Source organism: Vibrio sp. 10N.261.54.E10, from assembly GCF_002877735.2.
GTDB classification, from domain to species: Bacteria; Pseudomonadota; Gammaproteobacteria; order Enterobacterales; family Vibrionaceae; genus Vibrio; species Vibrio crassostreae_C.
In genome coordinates this window covers 76006-101254 of record NZ_MCXE02000001.1, presented here as the reverse complement: position 1 = coordinate 101254, position 25249 = coordinate 76006, and the positions used below count along the sequence as shown (strand labels likewise).

Here is a 25249-nt window from a genome sequence, read left to right as displayed (position 1 = left end):
AAAAGCCCCAAGCCAGACTCCCAGCTTAGGGCTTATAAATCATAGAGTTTAGTGCTTAGTTAAGCGCCACTACTTCGCCACAGATCATCATTAACTGATCTCGTAACCAAATGTGTCCTTTATCCTTTTCACTTGATTCGTGCCAGCTTAGGAAGCCAGAAATCGCCGAATTATCGAATGGGAAATCTAGAATCTGAAGCTGCTCTTTGTTTGCTGCATGTTCTACCATCCAACGAGGAGCAATTGTTACTAGTTCAGACTGGCCTACAACGTAAAGAACGTTGCTCAAGCTCGTACCTTCGTAGAAAGGCATGCAGTCTAGGTCACGGTAAGCTTGCTCAGAGAAGCTACGTTGACCGTGAATGCGAGACAATTTCGCGTGCTTTTCGTTAAGCAGCTCTGCCGCTGTTACTTCACCGTTAATGCGTGGGTGAGAAGCAGAAGCGACAACAACCAACTCATCTTGGAAGATTTCAGTGCTTGAGAAACCTTGCTCATCAAAGCGAGCGTAATCGATCACGAAGTCGATTTCTTGGTAGCGCATACGCTCAGAAAGCTGACGATCGAACTCAGCGTCCATGTGCAGTTTAACGCTTGGTGCTTGCTCGTTAATTGTCGACATAATCTTAGGTGCAAAACGCATGTCACAAGGGCTGCAAATCGCAAGTTTGAACAGGCGAGAAGACGACTCTGGAGAGAACACAGAACTTGGTAGTTCGTTGCGTACTAACTGTAGCGCTTGGCGGATAGGACCAAACAACTGACGAGCACGTTGAGTCGGTTGAATACCACGACCTTGGCGCATGAATAGTTCGTCGTTAAACATCACTTTTAGACGAGCAACAGCGTTACTTACAGCAGGCTGAGACATACCCAGATTGTGAGCTGCACGTGTAATGTTTTGCTCTTGCATAACTGCATCAAATACAGTCAAAAGATTTAAGTCGACTCCACGAAGTGTGCTTTCCATTCTGTAGCTTGCAATAGCACTCATTGCGTCTTTCTTATCTAACATTCAAGTTGCCTCTTGTCGGTTCGACAGCGTTAAATTGGTAATGGTATGAGAATAGATAACCACTAATTCTTATATTTATCAGACCGATGTTTTTCGGATTGACATTACTATTAACCAATGCATCTCGAGCTACCAACAAGATTGATAAAGAATAATTTTATTTTACCTTAATGATTAAACAACATCTAAAAATCAATTATTTATAGAGTTATAAAAAAACATAAAATGCGTCACTTATGAGTTTAATTTCGACTTATTTAGCTGTTCTATCGTTTGGTTACATTTGTTACAATTTATTGAACTCGTGAATTGTTCAACCGGTCAATTCAGAAATAGCACTTATGAGTTAGGTGAGCGATGCATAACTTGGAAAGTCGACCTTGTCCCAAAGTTGCTTTCTTAAATCATCTTGATTAGACCAATTCCCTGCTAATACCCACTCAACGAGTGCACTTGCCACGTCTGGATAGGTGACCACTTCGGCCTGTTTTTCACTGAGCCAAGCGCGCAAGATAGCCGCATCTAAAAACGTCATGGTTTGAGCTAACCCAAGGGCCTCTAGCGTCGCCACATTGCTCTGTTGTTCGAACTGTCCTTCGAGTGGTTTGAGAAGCAATTTCTTCCCCAAAGTTAGGGCTTCAGATGGCAATTCAAAGCCGCCATTTGCGACCACACCAGAGCACTGATTGAGGTCGAATTGAAAGCCCGCATGACTCAGTGGTTTGAACTCAATATTTTCAACTCGGCTATGCTCAATCACATCCGGGTGGTAACAGACAAAGTTTTGCGAAATGAACTTCATCAGCAGCTCTGAGATCGACTCAAGATCCTCAAATGGCAAATAGACCAACGTAAAGTCTTGTGTTGTTTTTATTTGTTGCTCACCAACCAGCGTGTGAACGATAGGCGGCAAAATCGGCTGTTCAAAGTGATACCAGTGCAAGCCAATAGAGTGCTCGGTTGGGGCGAAATGTTGAATCACTGAATGTTCAATCCAGTTGCCCCCTTCTTTGGGTACATCATAACGAAACGCATTCTGGTGGCTTATCCCAATGCATGGCACACCTTGTCTCTTAGCCGCCCATGCAGTGACAGGCTCAAAATCATTAATCACTAAGTCATAAGGCGTAAGATCGATCTGGTTAATCTCACGGAGAAATCGCCAGATGTTGTTCTTCATGAATGTTTTGCCGTATTTAACCTGCCCCTGCTCGCTGTAAAAAGTTAAGCCGCTGCGGGTCTGATAGTTGCCAAACGCTTCCATCGAAAAGTATTTGCTCTCATCTCGCCCAGAGAACAGAAAATCGACATCAATATTTTGCTGACGAAAAGCGACGGCCATTGCTCTCGCTCGAGCGATGTGCCCATTTCCTGTGCCTTGTACGCCATATAAAATTTTCATGCATGTTCCTTTAAATTTACCACTTAAGCTCGGCAGTGGTTGCCAACAAAATAATTACAGGATGAAGCTGATAGCGAGGCTGGTACAAGCGATGCCCAAGGCTGCGCCAATCAGTACGTCCGTTAAAAAGTGCACACCGAGCAGGATTCGAGAGCCTGCAATCGCAGTTGCCCACACCAAGCTAAAGAGGTACAAGCTCGGATAGAAATGCCCGATTAGGGTCGCCATAACAAAAGCAGCAGCGGAATGCCCTGAAGGCAGACTGTATTTATCGGATGGCACAATATGAGAGTGAAGTAGTGAAGAGAATTCAGCTGGTCGACGGCGCTTGAGGGTATTTTTAGCAAACCAGTAAATAGGCAGTTCGATTGCGAAGGCGGTTAAGCCCACCAAAAGAAAGTCTCGACCGGTGTTGCTATCGACCAGCAGTGCAATCAAGGCAATCAAAACATAAAGGTGTCCATCTCCAGTATGAGACACCGCTTTACTGAGCGTTGCATGTTGCCCGCCATAGCGGTTGTTTAAACAGAAAACAGAAAATGCCACATCCCAGCGGACAATAGGTTCGATAGTACGCATACGATCTCCTTAACAATCCTTATTCAGTTAAGGCTCAAGTTATGCCCAACAAATGACAGTTAAGTGACGTTTTGAATGAACTAAAATGAAATTTCCCATGCTTGATAGACAGGTCAATGGATCAAGTCAGGATGGCGATAGAAGCGACCGATAAAAATAAAGCGACCCAAGGCCGCTTTATTCTTCTATGTTTTCAATTCTTTATATAAGCAAGCAAACGCTACTTCTATCGTGTCAATGGTTATAGCGTTCGCTAATGATAATAGAGCTCGCAAATAATTAAACGCTAAAGGCTATAGCGCTAGTGGCTCGTGCTTTTTAACCAAACCGAAATCCGCCAATATCGCGTAAGCAGCAGGGATCATAAACAGCACCAGTAAGGTCGAGGCAAATATGCCGAATACGATCGAAATAACCAATGGCTGGATAACCTGAGCCTGTAAGCTAGTTTCCGTCAACAGCGGTAGCAAACCTGCCGCAGTCGTCATTGAGGTCAAGAATACCGCTCGGAAACGCTCACGACTGGCTTTTACCACCGAGTCATGCACGCTATCTCCCTCATCGACATGGTGACGAATGTACTGCACCAACAAGATGGAATCATTAACCACAATCCCGGCAAGCGACACAAAGCCCATCATGCTTGGCATACTCAAAGAATGGCCAAGTATCCAGTGACCAACGACCACCCCAATAAAAGCGAGTGGAATCGCTAACATCACGACCACAGGCTCTAAATAGCTTCTGAACTGATAGCTAAGAATCGCAAACACGCCGAATAAGCCGAGCAAGAATCCTTTGCCCATCGAAGCGCCAGTCTTGGCTGCATCCTTGGCCTCCCCTTCGAAATCAAAGCGTAAACCCGGGTACTTCTGAATAAGTTTGGCGGCTTCATCTTTTTGGAACTGAGCCAAAATCGCGGATGAACTCGCTTTCTTATTATCAATATCACCAAAAATACTGATGGTTCTCAGCCCATCAATACGCTGAATTCGCACGTAGTTACGCTGGAAATCTAATGTCGCCAACGTTGCTAGCGGGATCTGACTGCCATCTGCGGTAATGATTGGGAAGTTAGCTAGCTGCTGTATGTCGCCCGCTTGCTCCTTATCAAGACGCACTTCAATCGAGATATTTTCAACGCCGATTTGAATCTCATCCGCCGTTTGCCCAAAGAAAGCCGCTCGTAACTGAGACGCAATCATCTGCCCATTCACATTGTAGGTTTCGGCTCCAGGGCGCAGCTTAACCAAAATCTCTTCTTTACCCATGCGCATATCATCAAGCACGCCGTGCACCCCATCGAACTGATTAAGGTACTCCTGAATATCCAAAGAAGCGGATTTCAATGCGCTCAGGTCATCGTGTTTGGCGCGGATTTCAATAGCACGACCGCCCGGCCCCATAGTCGGTTGCTTGAACACCAATGAAATAGGATCCGCTAAATCGCCAATATCCTCTCGCCACGCATCAATGAAATCATCGATAACCGTATTACGACTCTCTGCTCCGCGTAAATCTAAGCGCACTGTGGCTAAGTGCGGGCCAGATTCATTGGCATCGGCGTTAGCATTGAATTGGCTAGTTATGTGCTCGACCAGTGTATTGCCTTCTTCAACCTCTTCGCTCCATTGCTTGTTCAAACGCTCAGCAGACGCGACAATTTTGTCGACCACTTTCTCGGTTTGAGACAGTGATGCGCCCGGCGGAAGAATAATACGCGCCTCGGCGATATCACCATCTAGCTCAGGGAAAGGTTGAAACTTAACAACGCCACCAGCAATCAAGGCGACCGAAAGTAACAACAACGTAATCACTCCGCCCATAAAGGCATAACGGAAGGTCACGACTTTCTCAACCATGTTCATCAAAGTGGTATTACGGAAGTTCTCAAACTTCTCAAGCAACACCACTTTAAAGCGCAGCGCTGGCTTATCATTTTTTTCTTTATGTAATGAATGAGATAAGTGATTAGGTAGAATCAGGAAGGCTTCAATCAAGCTCAACGACAGCACCAAAATCAATACTTGAGGAACGGCCTTAAGCACCGCACCCATCTCGCCATCAAGAAACAGTAAGCTACCGAAAATACACACCGTGGTTAAGAAAGAAGACAGTACTCCAGGAAGCACTTTCTTAACGCCGTTGTACACCGCATCGTCAACGTTTTGCCCCCGATCTAAATGGGAGGCTATCGATTCGGCGATCACGATGGCGTCATCCATCATAATACCGATTGCCATCAACAACCCGACCAGCGACATAATGTTAATCGACAAACCAAGGTTGGCCATTAAGAACAAGCCACCAAGGAAGGCAACTGGCAACCCTGCCGCCACCCAAAATGAATAACGTAAGCTGAAGAACAGCCACATAGTTGCGAACACCAGCACAATACCTTGCCAGCCGTTGCGTACCATCATGGTTAAACGATCCCAAAGCACAGACGAGAGATCATTGGTCATTTGCAATGTCACACCATCAGGGGCAATCGCGCTTTGATCTTCAACGAATCGGGTCACGTTCTCTTTGATTCGCAGCGCATCATCTTCTTTGTTTTTGCTGATCTTCAATAGCGCAGAAGGCTTACCATCAAACAGTACCTTCTGTTCATCAAGCTCAAAGCGGTCGGTTATTTTGGCTATGTCCCTTAAGCGAATCACCGAACCATTAGGCGCAGATCCAACCACGATGCTTTCCAGTTCAACAGGCGTAATTCGTCTCTCGTCGAAACGAATCAGAAAGTTTTTGTCTGGTGTTTCAACGTTACCACTCGGCAGTTTTACATTTTGACGGCCAATCTGATCCGCAATATCACCGACGCTCAACCCCAGCTGACGAATGGCTTGCGTATCCAGTTCCACTCGATATTGATGATCAGAGAAGCCGCTGACCTCGACCAAAGAGACATCGTAATCAAGCTTCATGGTACGTTTGAGGTCTTCGGCGTAAGCTTTGAGTTCAGGCCACGACGTTTCGGCTGTTATAGCGATATCGACAACCGGTTCATTCCAATCCAGCTCTTGAACAACAGGCGATTCAATCTCAGTCGGGAAATCATTGATCGAGTTGATCTGGGTTTGCACATCCACCAGCATTCGGCCGATGTCCGCTTTTTCATTTAACTTTAGAATTAAACGAGCGCTGCCTTCGATCGCTTCACACTGAGTTTCTTCAATGTTGGCTAAGCCGTCTACTGCATCTTCCATTCGCACACACAAGCTCTCTTCCACTTCTTGTGGAGAGGCGCCGGGATAAACAATCGCAGCCATAATGTAAGGCGGATCGTAAGCGGGGAAGGTTTCACGTTTGATGGTTGATAGTGAGCTTATACCCAAGATCAACAACCCAAGCATCAACAAGTTTGCTGCTGTTGGGTGCCGAGAGAAAAACTTGATCATGACGCACTCTCCTGAGTATCTGATTCAAGCTCAGCCTCTTCAGAGTTGGACTCTCTCAGTAACATGCCTTCTATTGCTGGCAGGACATCATTGAGAACCAGTTTATCTCCAGTTTGTAGCTCTCCACTCACAACCACTTGATTGTCTCTGCGATAAAGCACTTCAACATTGACCACTTGCAAACGCTGGTTGTCATCCATCAGGTAAACCTTATCACCATGCAGTGCTCGCTCTGGAACCACCCAACTTAGATTGGCGACACCCTCAATCTCAGCTTTGACAAACATACCGTTAACCAAAGGCGTCGCGCTGTCTGGTTGCAATTGTGAGTAATCTTGAGCGATCTCGAGAATAATCCCCGCCGTCGCTTGGTTTTCATCAACTGTTTCGCTGATTCTTGCCACCTTCGCTGGCCAACTGAGGTTCAGGTTGCCGCTGTTAAGTTGAATGCTTGCTTTGATTGGCGCTTCATAAGGATTAGGGATTCCTGCAGCATCGCGAGGAAATTGGTTAAAGCTGGAGGCTAAAGTTTGCATATCGTGAATAGAAAGTTGCGCCTCTACTTCCATGACATTAATCCCGTGAGCAATAAACATCTCCTGCTGAAGGTTTACTACTTGATTTTGTTCGATATCAACCTGAGCAATTCGCATCGCTCTTGGCAAAGTGATCGTGGTCTTATCGAGAGAGCGCTGCGCCTCTTTTACCTTAGACACGTTGACCTTAATCACCGCTTCCGCAACACGCTTTTCATCTGGCATCAACGCGATTTGGTTCGCGATATCTAATACCAACTTCTGCTGAGACAATGCGCTTTGTTGTTGCAGGTCGACATCCGATTGAGAGGTGAGCCCTTTCTTACGCAGATCCTGTTTACGTTGTAGCTCTTTATTGCTGATCACCAAACGATTCTTTTCGATCTTAAGAGTCTGATTAAGGTTGTCTTCTTCTTGATTCAATTTCGCTAATGAGGTTTGGCTTGATTTTAGATCCGCCTCTGCTTGTATCAGTTTCAATTCGTAATCCAATGGATCAACCTTGAGCACGACCGTTCCTGCAGGGATCACCTGGCCTTTTTCAAGATCTGGATGTCGATACACGATCTGTCCTGTCACCTCAGCAATCGCTTTCCATTCAACTTTAGGCACCACTTTGCCAAAGCCGACCGCTAACGGCGCTATCAGTTGTTGTTCTAGGCTCACAGTATCAACTAAGCGAGCCCTATCACCCGCAGGTTTGGTTGGAAGATCCGGCTTCAAGTTAATCGCGGCGACAAGGCCAATCACACCAACCGCAAGTGCTGGAAAGAAGAGTAGTTTTTTATTTATTTTCATTATCTTTGGTCCTGCACGGAAGAAGGGCTCGGCGCGTTGATAAAGCCTTCAGTCATCAGTTGAATGTTGTGTTCGATTAAACGATTAAGAAATTCTTCATTAATCTCAATCCCATGAATTGCCAATAAAGGCGGCGGAGCGATGAAAGGAAACACCATCAAGCTTACATACGAAATACGGCACAATTTTGGATCCATGTTCTGTTTTAAGATGCCTTGTTCAACCAACTTTTCAAAAATGACATCTTGGGCTGGCTTTGCAACATCGAGGAAAACCTTTTCGAGCAACTCTCTTTGCACTTCAGAGGGAGGCATATTCATCACTTGGGCTATCAAGCGAGGAAACTTCGGCACTTTGACCATCTCTTTGTAGTAAGTCCGCATTAAATCAAGAAAGTTCTCATGACTGCTTTCATCAACGAGTCTCTGCATTTGTAATTGCATAGGGCGTAATGTTTCACGCAGCATCGCCTCAAACAATCCGGCTTTACTGCCAAAGTAATAGCGAATCATCGCAATATTCACACCCGCTCGCTCAGCAACTAAGCGAGTCGATACCTTGTCGTACGGTTGAACCACGAACAGATCTCGAGCGTGCTCAATGAGTAACTGCCGTACATCTAGATTCTGTTGAGGTCGCCCTGCTTTACGCGCTGCCATCACTGAGACCTATCCCTATAATTAATCACACGATTAATTATAGGGATAAATCGACATGGTTGTAGAAGATTAATTACTCACTATTTAATCAAATGATTAATTAATTTAGCCGCCCTTTTAATTTTATTGGTGAATCGTTCCATCAAAAAGATTTACTACAAAGTTTTAACCTACACATAAGCCAAACGATAAACTAACCGCCCAGTACGAAACACTCAATCAGCCGATAACACCAACAAACAACACACAAGCAGCACAAACCAAAAAAAAACACCGCCAAAGCACGCTGATATTGGATTTTCTTGTTTGACGCTCAGAATAAATTGCGGTAAATATGGTGTTAACAGTTTATTTACGGATATTTGTGTAATGATTTTTTCTTCTTCTCGACTGCTGAAACTTCTCCTTATCGTGAACCAATCGCGCGGGTAAGTTGTGGGTCAAGAACTACACAAATATTAAAACCCGCGCTGAGCGGGTTTTTTTGTAACTGGCACTTTTAAAAGAACATCATTCTTAATAATAATTTGGATAGCAATCGATTCATTATCGATATAAGGAAGCACCCATGAACGATCAAGTGATAATTTTTGACACGACCTTACGTGATGGCGAGCAAGCGTTGGCTGCAAGCTTAACGGTAAAAGAGAAATTACAGATCGCTTATGCACTTGAACGACTGGGTGTAGATGTTATTGAAGCGGGCTTTCCGGTGTCATCACCAGGCGACTTTGAGTCAGTACAAACCATCGCAAAAAATATTAAAGACAGCCGAATCTGTGCACTTTCTCGTGCTGTAGCGAAGGATATCGATGCCGCTGCAGAAGCGTTAAAAGTCGCTGAGCAGTTCCGTATTCACACCTTCATATCTACATCAACGGTTCACGTGCAAGATAAATTACGCCGTAGCTACGACGATGTTGTCGATATGGCAGTAAAAGCGGTAAAGCATGCGCGCAACTACACAGACGATGTTGAGTTCTCTTGTGAAGATGCAGGTCGTACGCCTATCGATAACCTATGTCGTATGGTTGAAGCGGCAATCAACGCGGGCGCGAAAACCATCAACATTCCAGACACAGTGGGCTACACAGTACCTAACGAGTTTGGTGGCATTATCAAAACGCTATTTGATCGCGTTCCAAACATCGACCAAGCAATCATCTCTGTTCACTGTCACGATGACTTGGGTATGTCGGTTGCTAACTCAATTGCTGCGGTACAAGCCGGTGCTCGTCAAGTTGAAGGTACTATTAACGGTATCGGTGAGCGTGCGGGCAACTGTTCTTTAGAAGAAATCGCAATGATCATCAAGACTCGTCAAGAGTTATTAGGTGTTCATACCGGCCTAGATCACCAAGAGATCCACCGTACCAGTAAATTGGTGAGCCAGCTTTGCCACATGCCGATTCAAGACAACAAAGCAATCGTTGGTGCTAACGCATTCAGCCACTCTTCAGGTATCCACCAAGATGGCATGCTAAAGAACAAGAACACTTACGAGATCATGACACCTGAGTCTATTGGCTTGAAAAACAAAGCATTGAACCTAACAAGCCGCAGTGGTCGTGCAGCCGTTAAGAGCCACATGGACGCAATGGGCTACAAAGACAATGAGTACAACCTAGATTCATTGTACGAAGACTTTTTGAAACTGGCTGACCGTAAAGGCCAAGTATTCGATTACGACCTAGAAGCACTAATGCACTTCGCAAATCTACGTGACGAAGATGACTTCTATAAACTTAACTACCTAAGCGTACAATCTGGTAGTGTTATGTCTACCACTAGCATCAAGCTGCAATGTGGTGATGAAGAGAAATGCGAAGCGGCTGTCGGTAACGGACCTGTTGATGCTTTATACCAATGTATCTACCGCTTAACGGGTTACGAAATTGCATTGGATAAATTCGACCTTACCGCGAAAGGTGAAGGCGAAGATGGCTTAGGCCAAGCTGATATTATTGCGAACTACAAAGGCCGCAAGTACCACGGTACAGGCGTTTCAACCGATATCGTTGAGGCCTCTGGTCAGGCGCTACTGCACGTTATTAATAGCATTCAACGCGCAGACACCATTGCTGAAATGAAACAGCAAAGAATCGCAACAGTTTAAACACCCAATAACAGAGCCCTAGAGCCGATGTTATTGGCTTTAGGGACAAAATTTAAAACGAGCTAAATAGCTCAGTAACAAAGAATTAAAGGATTAACATGACTGATAAATCATACAAAATTGCCGTACTACCTGGTGATGGCATTGGCCCAGAAGTAATGCAACAAGCGCATAAAGTGCTAGACGCGATCGAAAAGAAGCACGCGATTAGCTTTTCTCGCGAAGAGTATGATGTTGGTGGTATTGCAATTGATAACCACGGCTGTCCACTTCCAGAAGCAACAGTCACTGGCTGTGAAGAATCTGACGCAGTACTTTTTGGTTCTGTTGGCGGTCCTAAATGGGAACACCTTCCACCGAACGACCAACCAGAGCGTGGTGCCCTACTTCCTCTACGTAAACACTTCCAACTGTTCTGTAACCTACGTCCAGCTCAAATCCATAAAGGTCTAGAGTCTTTCTCTCCTTTACGTGCTGACATCTCAGGTAACGGTTTCGACATCGTGGTAGTCCGTGAGCTAACAGGCGGTATCTACTTCGGCCAACCTAAAGGCCGTGAAGGCGAAGGCGCAACTGAAAAAGCTTTTGATACAGAGGTTTACCACCGCTACGAAATCGAACGTATTGCAAAGATTGCGTTTGAATCGGCACGCCTACGTAACAAAAACGTTTACTCAATCGATAAAGCGAACGTTCTACAGAGCTCTATCCTATGGCGTGAAGTCGTTGAAGAGATCGCAAAAGATTACCCAGATGTCACGCTAAACCATATGTACATCGACAACGCGACCATGCAGCTAATCAAAGATCCATCTCAGTTTGACGTAATGCTATGTTCAAACATCTTTGGTGACATCATCTCTGATGAGTGTGCAATGATCACAGGTTCGATGGGTATGCTTCCTTCTGCAAGCTTAAACGAAAGCAACTTCGGCCTATATGAACCAGCAGGTGGCAGCGCACCAGATATCGCAGGTAAGAACATTGCAAACCCAGTCGCGCAAATTCTTTCTGCAGCACTAATGCTTCGTTACAGCCTAGGCGAAGAAGCAGCAGCACAAGACATCGAAGCAGCGGTATCGAAAGCACTTTCTGCAGGCGAGCTAACGGCAGACCTTGCAGGTAAGAACGAAGCACTGACTACCTCAGAAATGGGTGACAAGATCGCTGAGTACATCTTAGCTTCATAAGCTAAAGGCTCCGATTAGAAGCAAGTACATAAGAATAATATCAAGCCAAGTCTGCTTAAACCGCATGACTTGGCTCGAAACAAACACTGGGACTGATGCTCCCAAGGAAGAAAGCTATGTCGACAAACCAGCAAGCAAAAACCTTATACGAAAAAGTTTATGACGCTCACGTTGCAGTTGCAGCGAAGGGCGAAACACCAATTCTTTATATCGATCGTCACTTAGTTCACGAAGTAACGTCACCTCAAGCCTTTGATGGCCTACGTGAGAAAGGCCGCAAAGTTCGCCAAGTTGGCAAGACTTTCGCGACCATGGATCACAACGTATCGACACAAACTAAAGACATCAACGCTTCTGGTGAGATGGCTCGTATCCAAATGGAAACGCTATCGAAGAACTGTGAAGAGTTTGGTGTCACGCTTTACGATCTAAACCACAAATACCAAGGTATTGTGCACGTAATGGGTCCTGAGCTAGGTATTACGCTACCGGGCATGACCATCGTATGTGGTGACTCGCACACGGCTACACACGGTGCATTTGGTTCACTAGCATTTGGTATCGGTACTTCAGAAGTGGAACACGTTCTAGCTACGCAAACGCTAAAACAAGCTCGCGCTAAAACCATGAAGATCGAAGTAAAAGGCAAGGTTACTCCTGGCATCACTGCAAAAGACATCGTGCTAGCGATCATCGGTAAAACAACGGCTGCTGGCGGTACTGGCTACGTAGTTGAATTCTGTGGTGAGGCAATTACCGACCTTACGATGGAAGGTCGTATGACAGTATGTAACATGGCAATCGAGCTTGGCGCTAAAGCAGGCTTAATCGCTCCAGATGCAACGACATACGAGTACATCAAAGGTCGTAAGTTCTCTCCAGAAGGCGAAGACCTAGAAGCAGCAATCGAATACTGGGATACGTTAAAAACCGATGCTGATGCAGAGTTCGATGCAGTTGTTACATTAGAAGCGGCAGACATCAAACCACAAGTCACTTGGGGTACCAACCCAGGTCAGGTTATCTCAGTAGACACACCAATCCCTGCACCAGAAAGCTTCGCAGACCCTGTAGAAAAAGCATCAGCTGAAAAAGCGCTGGCTTACATGGGTCTTGAAGCCGGTAAATCTCTATCTGATTACAACGTAGATAAAGTGTTCGTGGGTTCTTGTACTAACTCTCGTATCGAAGACATGCGTGCAGCAGCAGCGGTAGCGAAAGGCCGTCAAGTAGCGAAACATGTTCAAGCGCTTATCGTTCCGGGTTCAGAGCAAGTTAAAGCACAAGCTGAGGCTGAAGGCCTAGATAAGATCTTCATCGAAGCAGGCTTTGAATGGCGTTTACCGGGTTGCTCTATGTGTCTTGCGATGAACAACGACCGTCTAGGTCCACAAGAGCGCTGTGCTTCTACATCAAACCGTAACTTTGAAGGTCGCCAAGGCCGTGATGGTCGTACGCACCTAGTTAGCCCAGCAATGGCAGCCGCAGCGGCTATCTCTGGTCACTTTGTCGATATTCGTGAACTTTAATTAGAGGATTTAACATGTCAGGTTTTCAACAACACACCGGATTAGTCGTTCCTCTAGATACGGCCAACATCGATACTGATGCGATTATTCCAAAGCAGTTTCTACAGAAAGTAAACCGCATCGGTTTTGGTAAGCACTTGTTCCACGATTGGCGCTTCCTAGACGATGCAGGCCAACAGCCAAACCCTGATTTTGTAATGAACGAAGCTCGCTACCAAGGCGCTTCAATTCTTTTAGCTCGTGAAAACTTCGGTTGTGGTTCATCTCGTGAACACGCACCGTGGGCGCTTGCCGATTACGGTATCCAAGTAATGATCGCACCAAGCTTTGCCGACATTTTCTACGGTAACTCGATCAACAACCAAATGGTGCCAGTTCGATTGACTGAGCAAGAAGTGGATGAGCTATTCCAATTCGTTGAAGCGAATGAAGGTGCAGAAATTACGGTTGATCTAGAAGCAATGAAAGTCAGCGCGAACGGCAAAGAGTACTCGTTTGAAATTGATGAGTTCCGTCGTCACTGTTTGCTGAATGGTCTAGATAACATCGGCCTAACGCTTCAACACGCAGATAAGATTTCAGAGTTTGAAGCTAAGATTCCTAGCTTTCTGAAATAGCATCACACAGTTTTGTGTACATATAAAAGGTTGGCCTAGTGCCAACCTTTTTTATTTGGCTGAGCTTTTAGCTTAACTTAATGTGCTTATTAGGCTCATCCCTTTATTTTGATCAGTTCCGCTATTTAACTGAAGAGCTATGAAAGAAAATCGTAAAGCATAAGGTCTTAATAGTCAGTCATCAGGAGAATGCCATGAAACAACTACTTTTTATTGTCAGCCTACTTTTCTCAACCTTAGCTTGGTCTGCGCCTAAATCTGATCTTTGGCCATACTGGAACCAAAGCAATGAAACCAACCAAGAACAGGTATCTCATCAAGACTGGCAGCAATTTATCGATAACTACTTAGTTAAACAAGGGCAAAACACCCTAGTTCGCTATCAAGCTGTGAGCACTGCAGATAAGACAAAGCTCAAGCAATACATCAAGAGGCTAGAGCAGTTGAATCCACTCGACTACTCAAAAGCGGAACAATATGCCTACTGGGTTAATCTATATAACGCCGTGACTGTCGATTTGATTCTTGATGCCTACCCGATCAAATCCATAACTAAACTTGGCGGACTATTTAGTTTCGGTCCGTGGGGAGATGATGTGGTAGTCGTTAATGGGAAATCACTGACACTCAATGACATTGAACACCGAATCCTAAGACCAATTTGGCAAGATCCTCGCACGCATTATGCAGTGAACTGTGCCAGCCTAGGTTGCCCTAACTTACAACCTGACGCTTTTACCTCTAAAAATACTGAAGCCTTGCTAGAGCAAGCTGCAACTGAGTTTGTAAGCAGTGACAAAGGCGTGATGGTTACAAACAATAAGCTTCAACTATCATCGATTTACGAATGGTTTGCTGTGGATTTTGGTACGAAGAAACAGCTTATTCAGCACTTAGAACAATATCGAATTGAAGCAGTAACCAATACTCAAAACATCAGTTATGAATACGATTGGTCGCTCAACCAAGCAAACTAGCTCTAAGGCTAAAGTTGATCACTAAAGTAAAAAAGAGGCGAGAGGTTTTTATTAACCTCTAGCCTCTTCTCAATTCTTTGACCGTATTTCTACAATTAAAAGCTTGAGCTCGGTTGCTGCAAGAACTCAATCTCTTCGGGAGTCGAAGCTCGCCCTAACACCTCATTACGGTGCGGATAGCGACCAAATCGCTCAATGATAACCTTGTGCTTAAACTCAAAGTCCAGATTATGCTCTAATCCCGTTTGAGAAAAGAGTTCCACGGCTTGTTCATGGACTAACAAAGATTCACTGTGCATATAAGGCATATACAGGAAGCTTTTCTGTTGCTCGTTAAGCTGGTGATCAAAACCACCCGCTACCGCCTCTTGGGCTAGAGCCAACGCCATCGGATCAGCAGAAAATGCTGTCGGACTTTTTCTACCAATATTTCGAGAAAACTGATCAAGTACGATAATCTCAGCCAATCGTCCTTGCGCAGTTTGGCGCCACTCAAATAGCTCGCCTTGAATGGCTGCTTTATGCAATTCAGAAAATCGAGACTCTATCAAAGTGTCAATCTCGGCGCCGCCAGTAAACCAATCTTTAGGCGTCAACTCATCGAACCAAAACTCTAGAACATCCTGATACGTTACCGTCATATAATTCCCTTTAATAAAAAACCGAGTAACTTTGTTATTACTCAGTTTAGTGTTCAATTACTTAAAACCTTTTACTTTCTTTATCAGGTCATAAGCATTCTGAATTTCTTGCGATTTCTCTTTCGCAACATTCATCATCTCAGGCGGTAAGCCCTTCGCCATCAGTTTATCTGGGTGATGTTCATTCATCAGCTTGCGGTAGGCTTTCTTCACCTCTTTACCGTCAGCACTTTCACTCACACCAAGAACCTTATATGCGTCGCCAAGTTGGTTCTGTTGCGAAGCCTGTTGCCAACCTGATGATTGCCCATGCCCCTGATGGCCACCAAAGCTTCCACCTTGCTGTTGGAAACGGAACGCAGCTTCTTGCATCTGCAAACGGCGTTCTAGTTGTGCTGCCGAAAACCCAAGCCCTTGCGCTATTTTATGCAGAACTTGACGTTCACTCGGGTGCAAACTTCCATCCGCAAATGCGGCAGATACCTGAAGCTCTAGAAAGAACTGCAGAAGATCAAAACGACCACCCGATGAGATTTTAACTCGCTCAAGTACGTCGTTCAGAGGGAAGTCGCTCTCTTTGCCGTCACGGAATGCATCTTGCGCTGCTTTACGCTGTTCGCCATGCAGGTTCATACGCTCCATCATGGTAGAAGCGAGTTGAATCTCTTCTGGCGTTACCTGCCCTTTCGCTTTAGCAACGTGCCCCATAACCGCAAAAGCGGATTTAAAAAACTCGTTCTGTCTTTCTGCTTGGCTTGGACCTCGACCAAAACCAGAGCTATTGAAGCCTGATTGGTTCAATCCGCGAGCTTTATCGAATTGGTGTCCTAAAAACAGACCAAAAACTAAACCGAGTGGCCCTCCAAATAAAAAGCCAAAAAACGCGCCCAAAATTTTGCCAAATATTTGCATTATGTGTTCTCTATCTATGAATTTTATCTGAGTAATGCTGTCTGATGATGCTGAATGCTATTATTTCCTTTATCATAAGGAAAATGCTTTATTAATTGGATTGATACTAGATCAACCCTTCATCTAGTGACACAGGATAGTTCAACTTCATGCAATCTTTTTCCCGCTCCTTGTTAGCCGCGTCTATAAGTACGGCGTTATACGTGTCGACAACTCAAGCTGAAACAATCACCGATAGTAGTGTGCAGGAAATGCCCTCTATAGATCAATGCTTGATCGAGCCCGCTGCAGAAAACGAGACACAGCTACCCGCTCATGTTGAGTCAGATCGCTTAGAAGCTATCAATGGTGACAAGGCAATATACTCAGGTGACGTAGTCGTTACGCAAGGGAACAAGACCATCCTTGCAGATAACGTAACCCTGCACCAACAAGAAAATATCGTTGTAGCTGAAGGCAACGTAAACTTTAGTGATGGTCAAATCAAATCTATCTCAGACAGAGCGACCAATAATCTGACTACAGATGAAATGACGCTTGAGAACACCGATTACGAATTCCTTTGCGAGCCCGGTCGCGGAGATGCTGTTTATATAGCAAAAACAGGTAAAGCGGTTTATGAGATTGAAGATGGCTCCATTACCTCTTGCCCTATCGGCGATAATGCTTGGCGTCTAAGAGCATCGAGCATCAGTGTCGACCAAGACGAAGAACAAGCCACCTTTTATAATCCACGTTTTGAAATCCAAAGTGTTCCCGTCTTTTACTTACCTTACTTAACAGTACCGGTGGGTGATACACGTAAAACCGGTTTCTTGTACCCAACAGTTTCGTATGGTTCAAGCGATGGTTTTGAAGCTGAAATTCCTGTTTATTGGAACTTAGCACCAGACTACGATTTGGAAACTACCTTCAAGTACATGCAAGAGCGTGGCACTCAACTTAATAGTAAATTCCGTTACTTAAGCGATTTTGGTAAAGGCAGCATTAAATCAGAGTATTTACCAGACGATAAAAAACACCCAGAGAAAGGTGCTCGCTGGGGCGCACAATTAGAGCACTCAGGCATTTTCCAAGACTCATGGTTGTTTGAGGTTGATTACTCAAAAGTGAGTGACACAAAGTACTTCACTGAGGTGAGTTCAAGTGATATCGGTAACCGTGAAGATGGTCAGTTACTTCAAGAGGGTAAAGCAACCTATCGTTCCCAAAACTGGGATGCCTCAGTACTAGTCCGAGACTTCCAAGTTCTAACTGAAGAGGACAACCTACCTTACCGTCTAATGCCACAACTCGAGTATAACTACTATGCTCCAGAGGTAATGGATTACCTAGATTTTGACTTAATCAGTCATATATCAATGTTCGATACCGACTCATCAGGCAAACCATCAGCCACTCGTGTTCACGTTGAACCTGGTATTACAATCCCAGTAGGTAACACTTGGGGTACTTGGACAACCGAAGCTCGACTACTCGGTACTTACTATCAGCAAGACCTTGACGGCGTTGATACAGGTGCGGATTCTGATTATGAAGGCTTAGAAGAATCGGTAAGCCGAGTTATTCCAGAGTTTAGAAGCCACGCAGGTATCGTCCTAGAACGTGATACTAAAATTGTCGGTAACTACACACAAACATTAGAACCGCAAGTTCAATACCTTTACGTACCAGATGAGGACCAATCTAATATTGGCCGTTACGATACTACTTTGTTGCAAACAGATTACTATGGCCTGTTCAGAAGTCGCAAATACAGTGGTGTTGATTTCATTGCACCGGCAAACCAAGTCAGCTATGGCGCCTCATCTCGTTTCTTTGATGACGAATATAAAGAAAGACTAAATATATCATTTGGGCAAATATTCTATTTTGATAAAGAAACAAAGCAAACTCTGAATAACGAAGACTCCAGTGAAAAAACGAATTATTCATCTTGGGCTATTGAAATGGACTTCAACTATGATGACTACCTTTTTTACCATGGTGGGGTGCAATACGACCTTGATACCACTGCGATGCAACTGGCCAATAGTACACTTGAATACCGCTTTGCAGGTGGTTACATACAGACCAACTACCGCTATGTAACAGAAGAGTACATAAATGAAACTGTTAGTTTTAATACATCGGGAATAACAAGAGATGGTATCTCACAAGCTGGCCTACTTGGTGCCTACCAAATTTCATCGAAGTGGAGCACAAGTGCTCAATATTTCTATGATTTAACAACAGACGAAGATCTAGAGTGGTTAGCTCGCTTAAACTATAAATCGGACTGTTGGTACATCGGCTTTACCTATAGCAACCGTTTGACGAACAACATTAGTGATCCAAATATCACGCCTGAATATGAAAACAACTTTAGTGTGAACTTCGGTATTATCGGCTTTGGTACCAATATCGGCTCTGACTCCGGTGCAATTGGGGAAAGCAGTTCTGATAACTCTTTGAGCTACGGTCGCCCATTCTTCTTAAACAACTAATTTTCTTTATTGATAAAACATCAGTAAATTTAAAGGATTACACATGACATTGTGGAAACGCACATTAATTGCTATCGCAGCGACTTGTACTTTATCAACAAGCTTTGCAGCGCCGGTCGAGCTAGACAGCGTAAAAGTTATCGTTAACGAGGGCGTTATCTTACAAAGCGACATCGATGCTTCGATGAAGACGCTGCGTGCAAACGCTAAGAAAAGCGGGCAAACATTGCCATCGCAAGATGTGCTCAATGAGCAAGTGCTCGAAAAACTGATCATCGATACCATTCAAACGCAAGAAGCGGAACGTATTGGTGTACGTATTGATGACGCGAGGCTTGATCAAGCAATCGAAGGCATCGCGAAAGACAACAACCAAACCGTTGAACAGCTTACCGCATCGGTTGCGGAAGAAGGCCTTAGCTACAATGCATTTCGTGAGCAAGTAAGAAAAGAGATTGCAGCAAGTGAAGCTCGCAACGCCTTAGTTCGTCGTCGTATCAATATTCTACCTGCAGAAGTCGATAACCTAGCGGATATCTTAGCGCAAGAGACTAACGCGACCGTTCAATATAAAATTGGCCACATTCAGCTGCGCTTTAATGATGACCAAACCAAAGAAGAGTTAGAAGCTCAAGCGACTGAACTAGTCGAGGAACTGAACTCAGGCAAAGATTTCAGCACCATGGCTTATACTTACTCTAAGGGTCCTAAAGCGCTGCAAGGTGGTGATTGGGGTTGGATGCGTAAAGAAGAGATGCCAACCATTTTTGCTGACCAGATCAAAATGCAAAATAAAGGCAGCATCATCGGTCCTTTCCGTAGCGGTGTAGGTTTCCACATTCTAAAAATTGAAGATGTGAAAGGCTTAGAAACCGTAGCAGTAACGGAAGTGAATGCTCGTCATATCTTGATTAAGCCAACCGTAATCTTGAGTGACGATGGCGCGAAAGAACAACTTGAAGAGATCACGCGCCGCGTAAACACAGGTGAAGCGAGCTTTGGCGACCTTGCACAGCAATACAGCCAAGATCCAGGTTCTGCAGTACAAGATGGTGAGCTAGGCTACCAAACACCAGATTTGTATGTACCAGAATTCAAACACCAAGTAGAAACGCTACCAGAAGGCAAAATCAGTGCGCCATTCAAAACCGTACACGGTTGGCACATTGTTGAAGTACTAGACCGTCGCGAAGTCGACCGTACCGATTCAGCTTTGAAAAACAAAGCTTACCAAATTCTATTTAACCGTAAATTCAACGAAGAAGCTGGTGCTTGGCTACAAGAAGTAAGAGCAAGTGCCTTTGTTGAGATGGTTGAGGACGACCAAGATGACAACAACTAAACGTATTGTCATAACCGCAGGTGAACCAGCAGGGATAGGCCCAGATTTAACTTTGGCTCTATCTCAAGAAAGTTGGCCTCATCAACTCGTGGTTTGTGCTGATAAAACACTGCTATCCGAGCGAGCTAAAATTCTTGGTATCGAAGTCGATCTTCTGGACTACGATGCAAATGCAGCTAAGCAACCGCAACGCGCTGGCACACTGGTAGTGAAACACGTTCCACTTGCTGAAACGGCAGTTGCAGGTCAACTCAATGAGGCTAATGGTCATTACGTATTAAATACTTTAGAAACCGCAGCAATTGGCTGTATGAATGATGAATTTGATGCTATTGTCACCGGCCCCGTTCACAAGGGTGTAATTAACCGAGCTGGCGTTGCTTTTAGCGGCCATACCGAGTTCTTTGCAGAGAAGTCCAATACACCACTGGTGGTGATGATGTTGGCAACTGAAGGGCTGCGTGTTGCGCTAGTAACAACGCACATCCCACTAGCTTATGTATCTCAAGCTGTGACCGAAGACAGATTAGAGCAAATTATTGCTATTCTAAATAAAGACTTGGTTGAAAAATTTGCTATTGAGAAACCAACTATCTATGTGTGTGGCTTGAATCCACATGCTGGTGAAGATGGTTGTTTAGGGCGTGAAGAGATTGAAACTATCACCCCGACGCTAGAAAAAATTCGCCAAAAAGATGGCATCAATTTAGTTGGCCCATTGCCAGCAGACACCATCTTTAATGAAAAATATTTGCAAGATGCAGATGCTGTTTTAGGTATGTATCACGACCAAGTACTCCCGGTATTGAAATACAAAGGGTTTGGTCGCTCAGTGAACATCACGCTTGGCTTACCGTTTATTCGCACATCAGTCGACCACGGTACCGCCTTAGACTTGGCAGGGAAAGGCCAAGCCGATACAGGGAGCTTTAGAACAGCGCTCACGCACGCCATTGAATTAGTAGAGAAAAAGCAATGAGAAATGATGTCCACTTAGGGCACAAAGCGCGTAAACGTTTTGGTCAAAACTTCCTTAACGATCCATACATTATTGATGGCATCGTATCGAGTATTAACCCACTACCAGGTCAAAACTTGGTAGAGATCGGTCCTGGTCTAGGCGCAATTACTGAGCCTGTGGGTAAGCTTGTCGATAAATTTACTGTTATCGAATTGGATAGAGACCTTGCAGAACGTCTTCGTAACCATCCAGATCTTGCGGACAAGCTAACGATCCGTGAAGGCGATGCGATGAAGTTCGATTTCCAAGAACTGGTTAAGCCAAACAATAAGCTACGCATCTTTGGTAACTTGCCATATAACATCTCTACACCATTGATGTTCCACCTTTTTGAATTCCATAAAGACGTGCAAGACATGCACTTTATGCTTCAAAAAGAAGTGGTTAACCGTCTAGCTGCTGGCCCTGGCAGTAAAGCTTACGGTCGTCTTACTGTAATGGCTCAATACTACTGTAAAGTAACGCCTGTGTTAGAAGTTCCACCAACGGCCTTCGTTCCGCCACCGAAAGTAGACTCAGCAGTCGTGCGCCTACAGCCATACGAAGTGCTGCCTTATCCGGCAAAAGATCTGAAATGGCTAGATCGCGTATGTCGTGAAGGCTTTAACCAACGTCGTAAAACAGTTCGTAACTGCTACAAGAGCTTAATCGATAAGGAAGTGCTTGAAGAGCTAGGTATCAACCCAAGCATGCGTCCTGAGAACTTAACGCTCGAGCAGTTTGTCGACATGGCAAACTGGTTGTACGACAGTCATAACGCTGACAAATAAATAAAAAAGGCTCCTACACTTCGGTTAGGAGCCTTTTTTATGTAATACTTTAATTACATTAAGTATATCAACAACAAAAGGTGCGAATATGGATATATCTACGCCTTGTATCAAATGCCAGGTTCACTCTAAGTACATAGAAGAACAATCTGAGCCAACGAAGAATCGTTATGTCTTCGCCTACATTATTACCATCAAAAATCTAAGTAAAACAACGGTGCAACTTATGTCTCGCCGCTGGTTAATTACCGACTCTAACGGCAAGCAGCTCACCATTGAGGGTGATGGTGTAGTTGGCCAACAACCCGTGATTGAAGCCAACGACGAGTACACCTACACAAGTGGTACGGTCATCGAAACCCCTGTTGGCGTTATGCAAGGTCACTATGTGATGACCGATAACAAGGGCATTGATTTTATTACCGAAGTTGACCCATTCAGACTCGCAATCCCTAATATTCTTAATTAGCCGTACATCCGTATCTACAGGAAACTATTGTGTCGAATTACATTGTCGGAGACATCCAAGGGTGCTTCGACGAACTTCAAGGACTACTTGTAAAAATTAACTTTGATAAACACCAAGATACTTTATGGGTCGCCGGAGACTTAGTTGCTCGAGGCCCTAAATCATTGGAGACGTTACGCTTTATTCGTAACCTTGGTGACGCAGCTAAGATTGTATTAGGCAACCACGACTTACATCTTCTGGCGGTGTCCTTAGGACTATTTCCAGCGAAACCAAAAGATAAGACTCAAGCGATTCTTGATGCTGAAGATCGTGAACTGCTACTCGAATGGTTAAGACAACAGCCTTTGCTTCAAGAACACCCAGAGTTCGTGATGTGCCATGCGGGTATCTCACCGCAGTGGAATCTAGAAAGAGCACGTGTTGAAAATCGAGAGATCGTATCCTTGTTAAAGTCCGATAAATGGCAATGGCTAATCGAAAACATGTACAGCAACGCGCCTGATTTATGGCATCAGGATTTACATGATATTGAGCGCTATCGCTATGCGATCAATAGCCTGACAAGAATGCGTTTCTGTTTTGAAGATGGCCGTCTCGACATGGCATGTAAGCTACCACCGAATGAGATTACCGATGAACCATTAGTGCCATGGTTTGACCTTCCGCAACGCATAAAGCTCGATAAAACCGTTGTTTTTGGACACTGGGCTGCGCTTGAAGGCTATAACGGAAAAGACGTAATTGGACTTGATACTGGATGCGTCTGGGGAGGTGAATTGACAATTCTTCGCTGGGAAGATAAACAGTTTTTCACTAAGAAAGCGCTATAAAGATACGAGAAACTTGCGCTACCTTGGTAGGGTAACGCAAGCATTTTTCAGAGACTAGCTATTGATAACCACAGTTAACGCTCGAGAATCACAAACTCCATGTTGTGTTTGTTTTTCTCGTCAGCTTGATAGCTCTCGTTGAAGCTCTGCTTCCAACCTTCACCCCAGTCAGGAAATTGTGTATCTCCATCGACGGCGAAATCGATGTAAGTCAGATACAACTTGTCCGCTTTAGGTAAGCAGCTCTCATAAATAGAGCCGCCACCAATGATCATCACCTCTTCAACATCACTGAGTAGCTCTAGAGCCTGTTCAATAGAAGTTACCGTGGTCACTCCTTCAATTTGCAAGTTCGCATCACGGCTGATCACAATGTTTAATCGACCCGGCAAAGGGCGTCCAATAGAATCGTAGGTCTTACGTCCCATCACGACTGGTTTACCCATAGTCGAGCGTTTAAACCATGCAAAATCCGCAGGTAAATGCCAAGGCATCTGATTGTCTTTACCAATTATACGGTTGTTTGCCATTGCCGCTATCATGCTGATGATCATAAATCGAAAGTCCTGTCCCTAAAAAGAAAATTAACGCTAAACGATAGGTCTACGGCGATAGAATAACAGCCCTGGCACAGCTAAGCCAACCGCCAACCCTGCGATAATGAACATCGATTTTAAAAAGTTCTCCATCAACATTGCCAACAACTCAGGCGTGTAGCCTGCCCTGTTAATCTCCACCATCGCAATCATCGCCTTGAAGGCGAACACACCTGGCACCATAGGAATTAGAGCTGCAACCGTAAACACCTTCGGATGTGCTAACAGTTTATGTGACCAATGAACCCCTATCATACCAACCACGGTTGCGGCGAAGAACGTCGCCCATTCGATTGGAATACCAAAGTGCATCATCAGATACCGGCTACCATGACCGATAGAACCACCGAGTGCACAATAAATTAACGCACGTTGCGGAACGTTAAACACCAATGCAAACCCAACCGCAGGAATAGCGGCGAAAAACATATCGTTGAGCAGACCTAAAAACAGTTCGAAAATACTCATTAGCTTGCCCACCCCCAAACATCTGATAGACTCATCGCCGCGACAATGCCCAAGCTCGTCGCCAGAGTTAATAAGCTGGCCATGGTAAAGCGCGCTAACCCCATATTAATATGGCCTTTAAGCATATCAGCGACGGAGTTAATCAGAGGAAAACCAGGTACTAACATTAATACAGATGAAGCCATCACGATCGTGGGTTGGCCGCCAATATTGTAAAGTACGGCTTGAGCTGAAATGGTCGTGGTAACGAATGCTGTGATAGCAAAGTTTAATAGCGGATTGAAATGGCGGTGCCCAATCTCTTGCCTGACGATCATACCGCAAGCTGAAGCAATAAAAGTCATCATGAAGACTTGCCAGTCTCCGCCCGCAAGGTGGCTAAAAGAGGCGCACGACAACCCTATCATCACAACCACTAACCAACGGTTGTAGCGCTCGGGGCTGATGTTTTGAATCTTTTTATACGCCAAATCATAATCGAGAATTCCCTTCTCCATCATGATGCAAATGCGTTGAATGTCGGTGATAACCTGCATGTTAATGCCACGATCAGCACAACTTCGAGTAGTGGTAATACAGTGATCATCCATTACGGTAGTTACAACAAGCGCATTGGCTGACAGTGCGACTTCAACCTCATTCACCCCACAAGCAATACCGATGCGACGCATGATATCGCCGACCAGTGTGCTCTCTGCCCCGTGCGCCAATAACATTTGTCCTGATTGAGCGACGAGTCTTGAGATCGCTCTTTGCTTTGATGCCATGATTTCCTTCCCATAGGCGTTAATTATCTAAAGATAAATTTTGCATAAAAAACAGTAAGACGTCATGATTTAGATACAAAAAAACCGCAATTTTCATTGCGGTTTAATAAAACTATCAGTGTACT

Annotated in this window: 22 protein-coding genes; 11 read left to right on the top strand and 11 right to left on the bottom strand. The window is 44.7% G+C overall.

The window, feature by feature from the left end; translation table 11 throughout:
- Positions 1–55: 55 nt before the first annotated feature.
- The 6 genes from leuO to BCU07_RS00385 all read right to left on the bottom strand — a co-directional run bounded on the left by leuO (position 56) and on the right by BCU07_RS00385 (position 8390).
- Complete coding sequence (gene leuO, locus BCU07_RS00410) at positions 56–1015, bottom strand: transcriptional regulator LeuO (RefSeq protein WP_102428408.1); 960 nt, start codon at positions 1013–1015, stop codon at positions 56–58.
- 346 nt (positions 1016–1361) lie between these two features.
- Positions 1362–2417, bottom strand: a complete 1056-nt coding sequence (locus tag BCU07_RS00405; protein WP_102321198.1) for an MJ1255/VC2487 family glycosyltransferase — start codon at positions 2415–2417, stop codon at positions 1362–1364.
- 54 nt (positions 2418–2471) lie between these two features.
- Positions 2472–2996 (bottom strand): phosphatase PAP2 family protein, encoded by a 525-nt coding sequence (locus BCU07_RS00400; protein ID WP_017062930.1) that lies wholly within the window; start codon positions 2994–2996, stop codon positions 2472–2474.
- A gap of 293 nt (positions 2997–3289) precedes the next feature.
- Positions 3290–6397 (bottom strand): efflux RND transporter permease subunit, encoded by a 3108-nt coding sequence (locus BCU07_RS00395; protein WP_102428409.1) that lies wholly within the window; start codon positions 6395–6397, stop codon positions 3290–3292.
- The gene (locus BCU07_RS00390) at positions 6394–7731 is read right to left on the bottom strand and encodes an efflux RND transporter periplasmic adaptor subunit (protein ID WP_050053092.1); all 1338 of its coding nucleotides are present in this window, start codon (positions 7729–7731) and stop codon (positions 6394–6396) included. The genes BCU07_RS00395 and BCU07_RS00390 overlap by 4 nt, the downstream gene beginning before the upstream one ends.
- Positions 7731–8390 (bottom strand): TetR/AcrR family transcriptional regulator, encoded by a 660-nt coding sequence (locus BCU07_RS00385; RefSeq protein ID WP_017062933.1) that lies wholly within the window; start codon positions 8388–8390, stop codon positions 7731–7733. The genes BCU07_RS00390 and BCU07_RS00385 overlap by 1 nt, the downstream gene beginning before the upstream one ends.
- Before the next feature lie 568 nt (positions 8391–8958).
- Between BCU07_RS00385 and leuA the strand changes: the two genes are divergently transcribed.
- The 5 genes from leuA to BCU07_RS00360 all read left to right on the top strand — a co-directional run bounded on the left by leuA (position 8959) and on the right by BCU07_RS00360 (position 14819).
- On the top strand, positions 8959–10506 hold the full coding sequence (leuA, locus tag BCU07_RS00380) for a 2-isopropylmalate synthase (protein WP_017066940.1): 1548 nt from the start codon (positions 8959–8961) through the stop codon (positions 10504–10506).
- Positions 10507–10604: 98 nt separating this feature from the next.
- Positions 10605–11696 carry a 3-isopropylmalate dehydrogenase gene (leuB, locus tag BCU07_RS00375; protein WP_102393667.1) on the top strand — a complete coding sequence of 364 codons (1092 nt, stop codon included), beginning with the start codon at positions 10605–10607 and terminating at the stop codon, positions 11694–11696.
- A 116-nt stretch (positions 11697–11812) separates the two neighbouring features.
- The gene (leuC, locus tag BCU07_RS00370) at positions 11813–13225 is read left to right on the top strand and encodes a 3-isopropylmalate dehydratase large subunit (RefSeq protein WP_102428410.1); all 1413 of its coding nucleotides are present in this window, start codon (positions 11813–11815) and stop codon (positions 13223–13225) included.
- Positions 13226–13239: 14 nt separating this feature from the next.
- Positions 13240–13842, top strand: a complete 603-nt coding sequence (gene leuD, locus BCU07_RS00365) for a 3-isopropylmalate dehydratase small subunit (RefSeq protein WP_017062937.1) — start codon at positions 13240–13242, stop codon at positions 13840–13842.
- A gap of 194 nt (positions 13843–14036) precedes the next feature.
- Complete coding sequence (locus tag BCU07_RS00360) at positions 14037–14819, top strand: DUF547 domain-containing protein (protein ID WP_102428411.1); 783 nt, start codon at positions 14037–14039, stop codon at positions 14817–14819.
- 95 nt (positions 14820–14914) lie between these two features.
- On the opposite strand, the gene BCU07_RS00355 is transcribed toward BCU07_RS00360, so the two are convergent.
- Both BCU07_RS00355 and djlA read right to left on the bottom strand, forming a co-directional pair.
- Positions 14915–15460, bottom strand: a complete 546-nt coding sequence (locus tag BCU07_RS00355) for a DUF924 family protein (RefSeq protein WP_017066942.1) — start codon at positions 15458–15460, stop codon at positions 14915–14917.
- Positions 15461–15517: 57 nt separating this feature from the next.
- A complete protein-coding gene (gene djlA, locus BCU07_RS00350) occupies positions 15518–16372 on the bottom strand; it encodes a co-chaperone DjlA (protein ID WP_017061385.1) in 855 nt (284 codons plus the stop codon).
- A 149-nt stretch (positions 16373–16521) separates the two neighbouring features.
- Here djlA and lptD point away from each other — a divergent pair, with 149 nt between their 5' ends.
- From lptD to BCU07_RS00320, 6 genes are all read left to right on the top strand, one after another.
- Positions 16522–18858 (top strand): LPS assembly protein LptD, encoded by a 2337-nt coding sequence (lptD, locus tag BCU07_RS00345; RefSeq protein WP_102428412.1) that lies wholly within the window; start codon positions 16522–16524, stop codon positions 18856–18858.
- Between the two features lie 43 nt (positions 18859–18901).
- Positions 18902–20200 carry a peptidylprolyl isomerase SurA gene (gene surA, locus BCU07_RS00340; protein WP_065584690.1) on the top strand — a complete coding sequence of 433 codons (1299 nt, stop codon included), beginning with the start codon at positions 18902–18904 and terminating at the stop codon, positions 20198–20200.
- Positions 20187–21179 (top strand): 4-hydroxythreonine-4-phosphate dehydrogenase PdxA, encoded by a 993-nt coding sequence (pdxA, locus tag BCU07_RS00335; RefSeq protein WP_017062941.1) that lies wholly within the window; start codon positions 20187–20189, stop codon positions 21177–21179. Before surA ends, pdxA begins: the two co-directional genes overlap by 14 nt.
- Complete coding sequence (rsmA, locus tag BCU07_RS00330) at positions 21176–21991, top strand: 16S rRNA (adenine(1518)-N(6)/adenine(1519)-N(6))-dimethyltransferase RsmA (protein ID WP_017062942.1); 816 nt, start codon at positions 21176–21178, stop codon at positions 21989–21991. The genes pdxA and rsmA overlap by 4 nt, the downstream gene beginning before the upstream one ends.
- Positions 21992–22079: 88 nt before the next feature.
- On the top strand, positions 22080–22460 hold the full coding sequence (gene apaG, locus BCU07_RS00325; protein ID WP_004735899.1) for a Co2+/Mg2+ efflux protein ApaG: 381 nt from the start codon (positions 22080–22082) through the stop codon (positions 22458–22460).
- A 29-nt stretch (positions 22461–22489) separates the two neighbouring features.
- Positions 22490–23293 carry a symmetrical bis(5'-nucleosyl)-tetraphosphatase gene (locus tag BCU07_RS00320; protein ID WP_102428413.1) on the top strand — a complete coding sequence of 268 codons (804 nt, stop codon included), beginning with the start codon at positions 22490–22492 and terminating at the stop codon, positions 23291–23293.
- 74 nt (positions 23294–23367) lie between these two features.
- Here BCU07_RS00320 and folA read toward each other — a convergent pair whose 3' ends face one another.
- Genes folA through BCU07_RS00305 form a run of 3 tightly spaced genes read right to left on the bottom strand, consistent with a single transcriptional unit; the run spans position 23368 to position 25124 of the window.
- Entirely contained in the window at positions 23368–23847 is a 480-nt protein-coding gene (folA, locus tag BCU07_RS00315) for a type 3 dihydrofolate reductase (RefSeq protein WP_017061379.1), read from the bottom strand.
- A 36-nt stretch (positions 23848–23883) separates the two neighbouring features.
- Positions 23884–24357, bottom strand: a complete 474-nt coding sequence (locus tag BCU07_RS00310; RefSeq protein WP_017062945.1) for a threonine/serine exporter family protein — start codon at positions 24355–24357, stop codon at positions 23884–23886.
- Positions 24357–25124 (bottom strand): threonine/serine exporter family protein, encoded by a 768-nt coding sequence (locus tag BCU07_RS00305; RefSeq protein WP_017061378.1) that lies wholly within the window; start codon positions 25122–25124, stop codon positions 24357–24359. Before BCU07_RS00305 ends, BCU07_RS00310 begins: the two co-directional genes overlap by 1 nt.
- Positions 25125–25249: the final 125 nt, after the last annotated feature.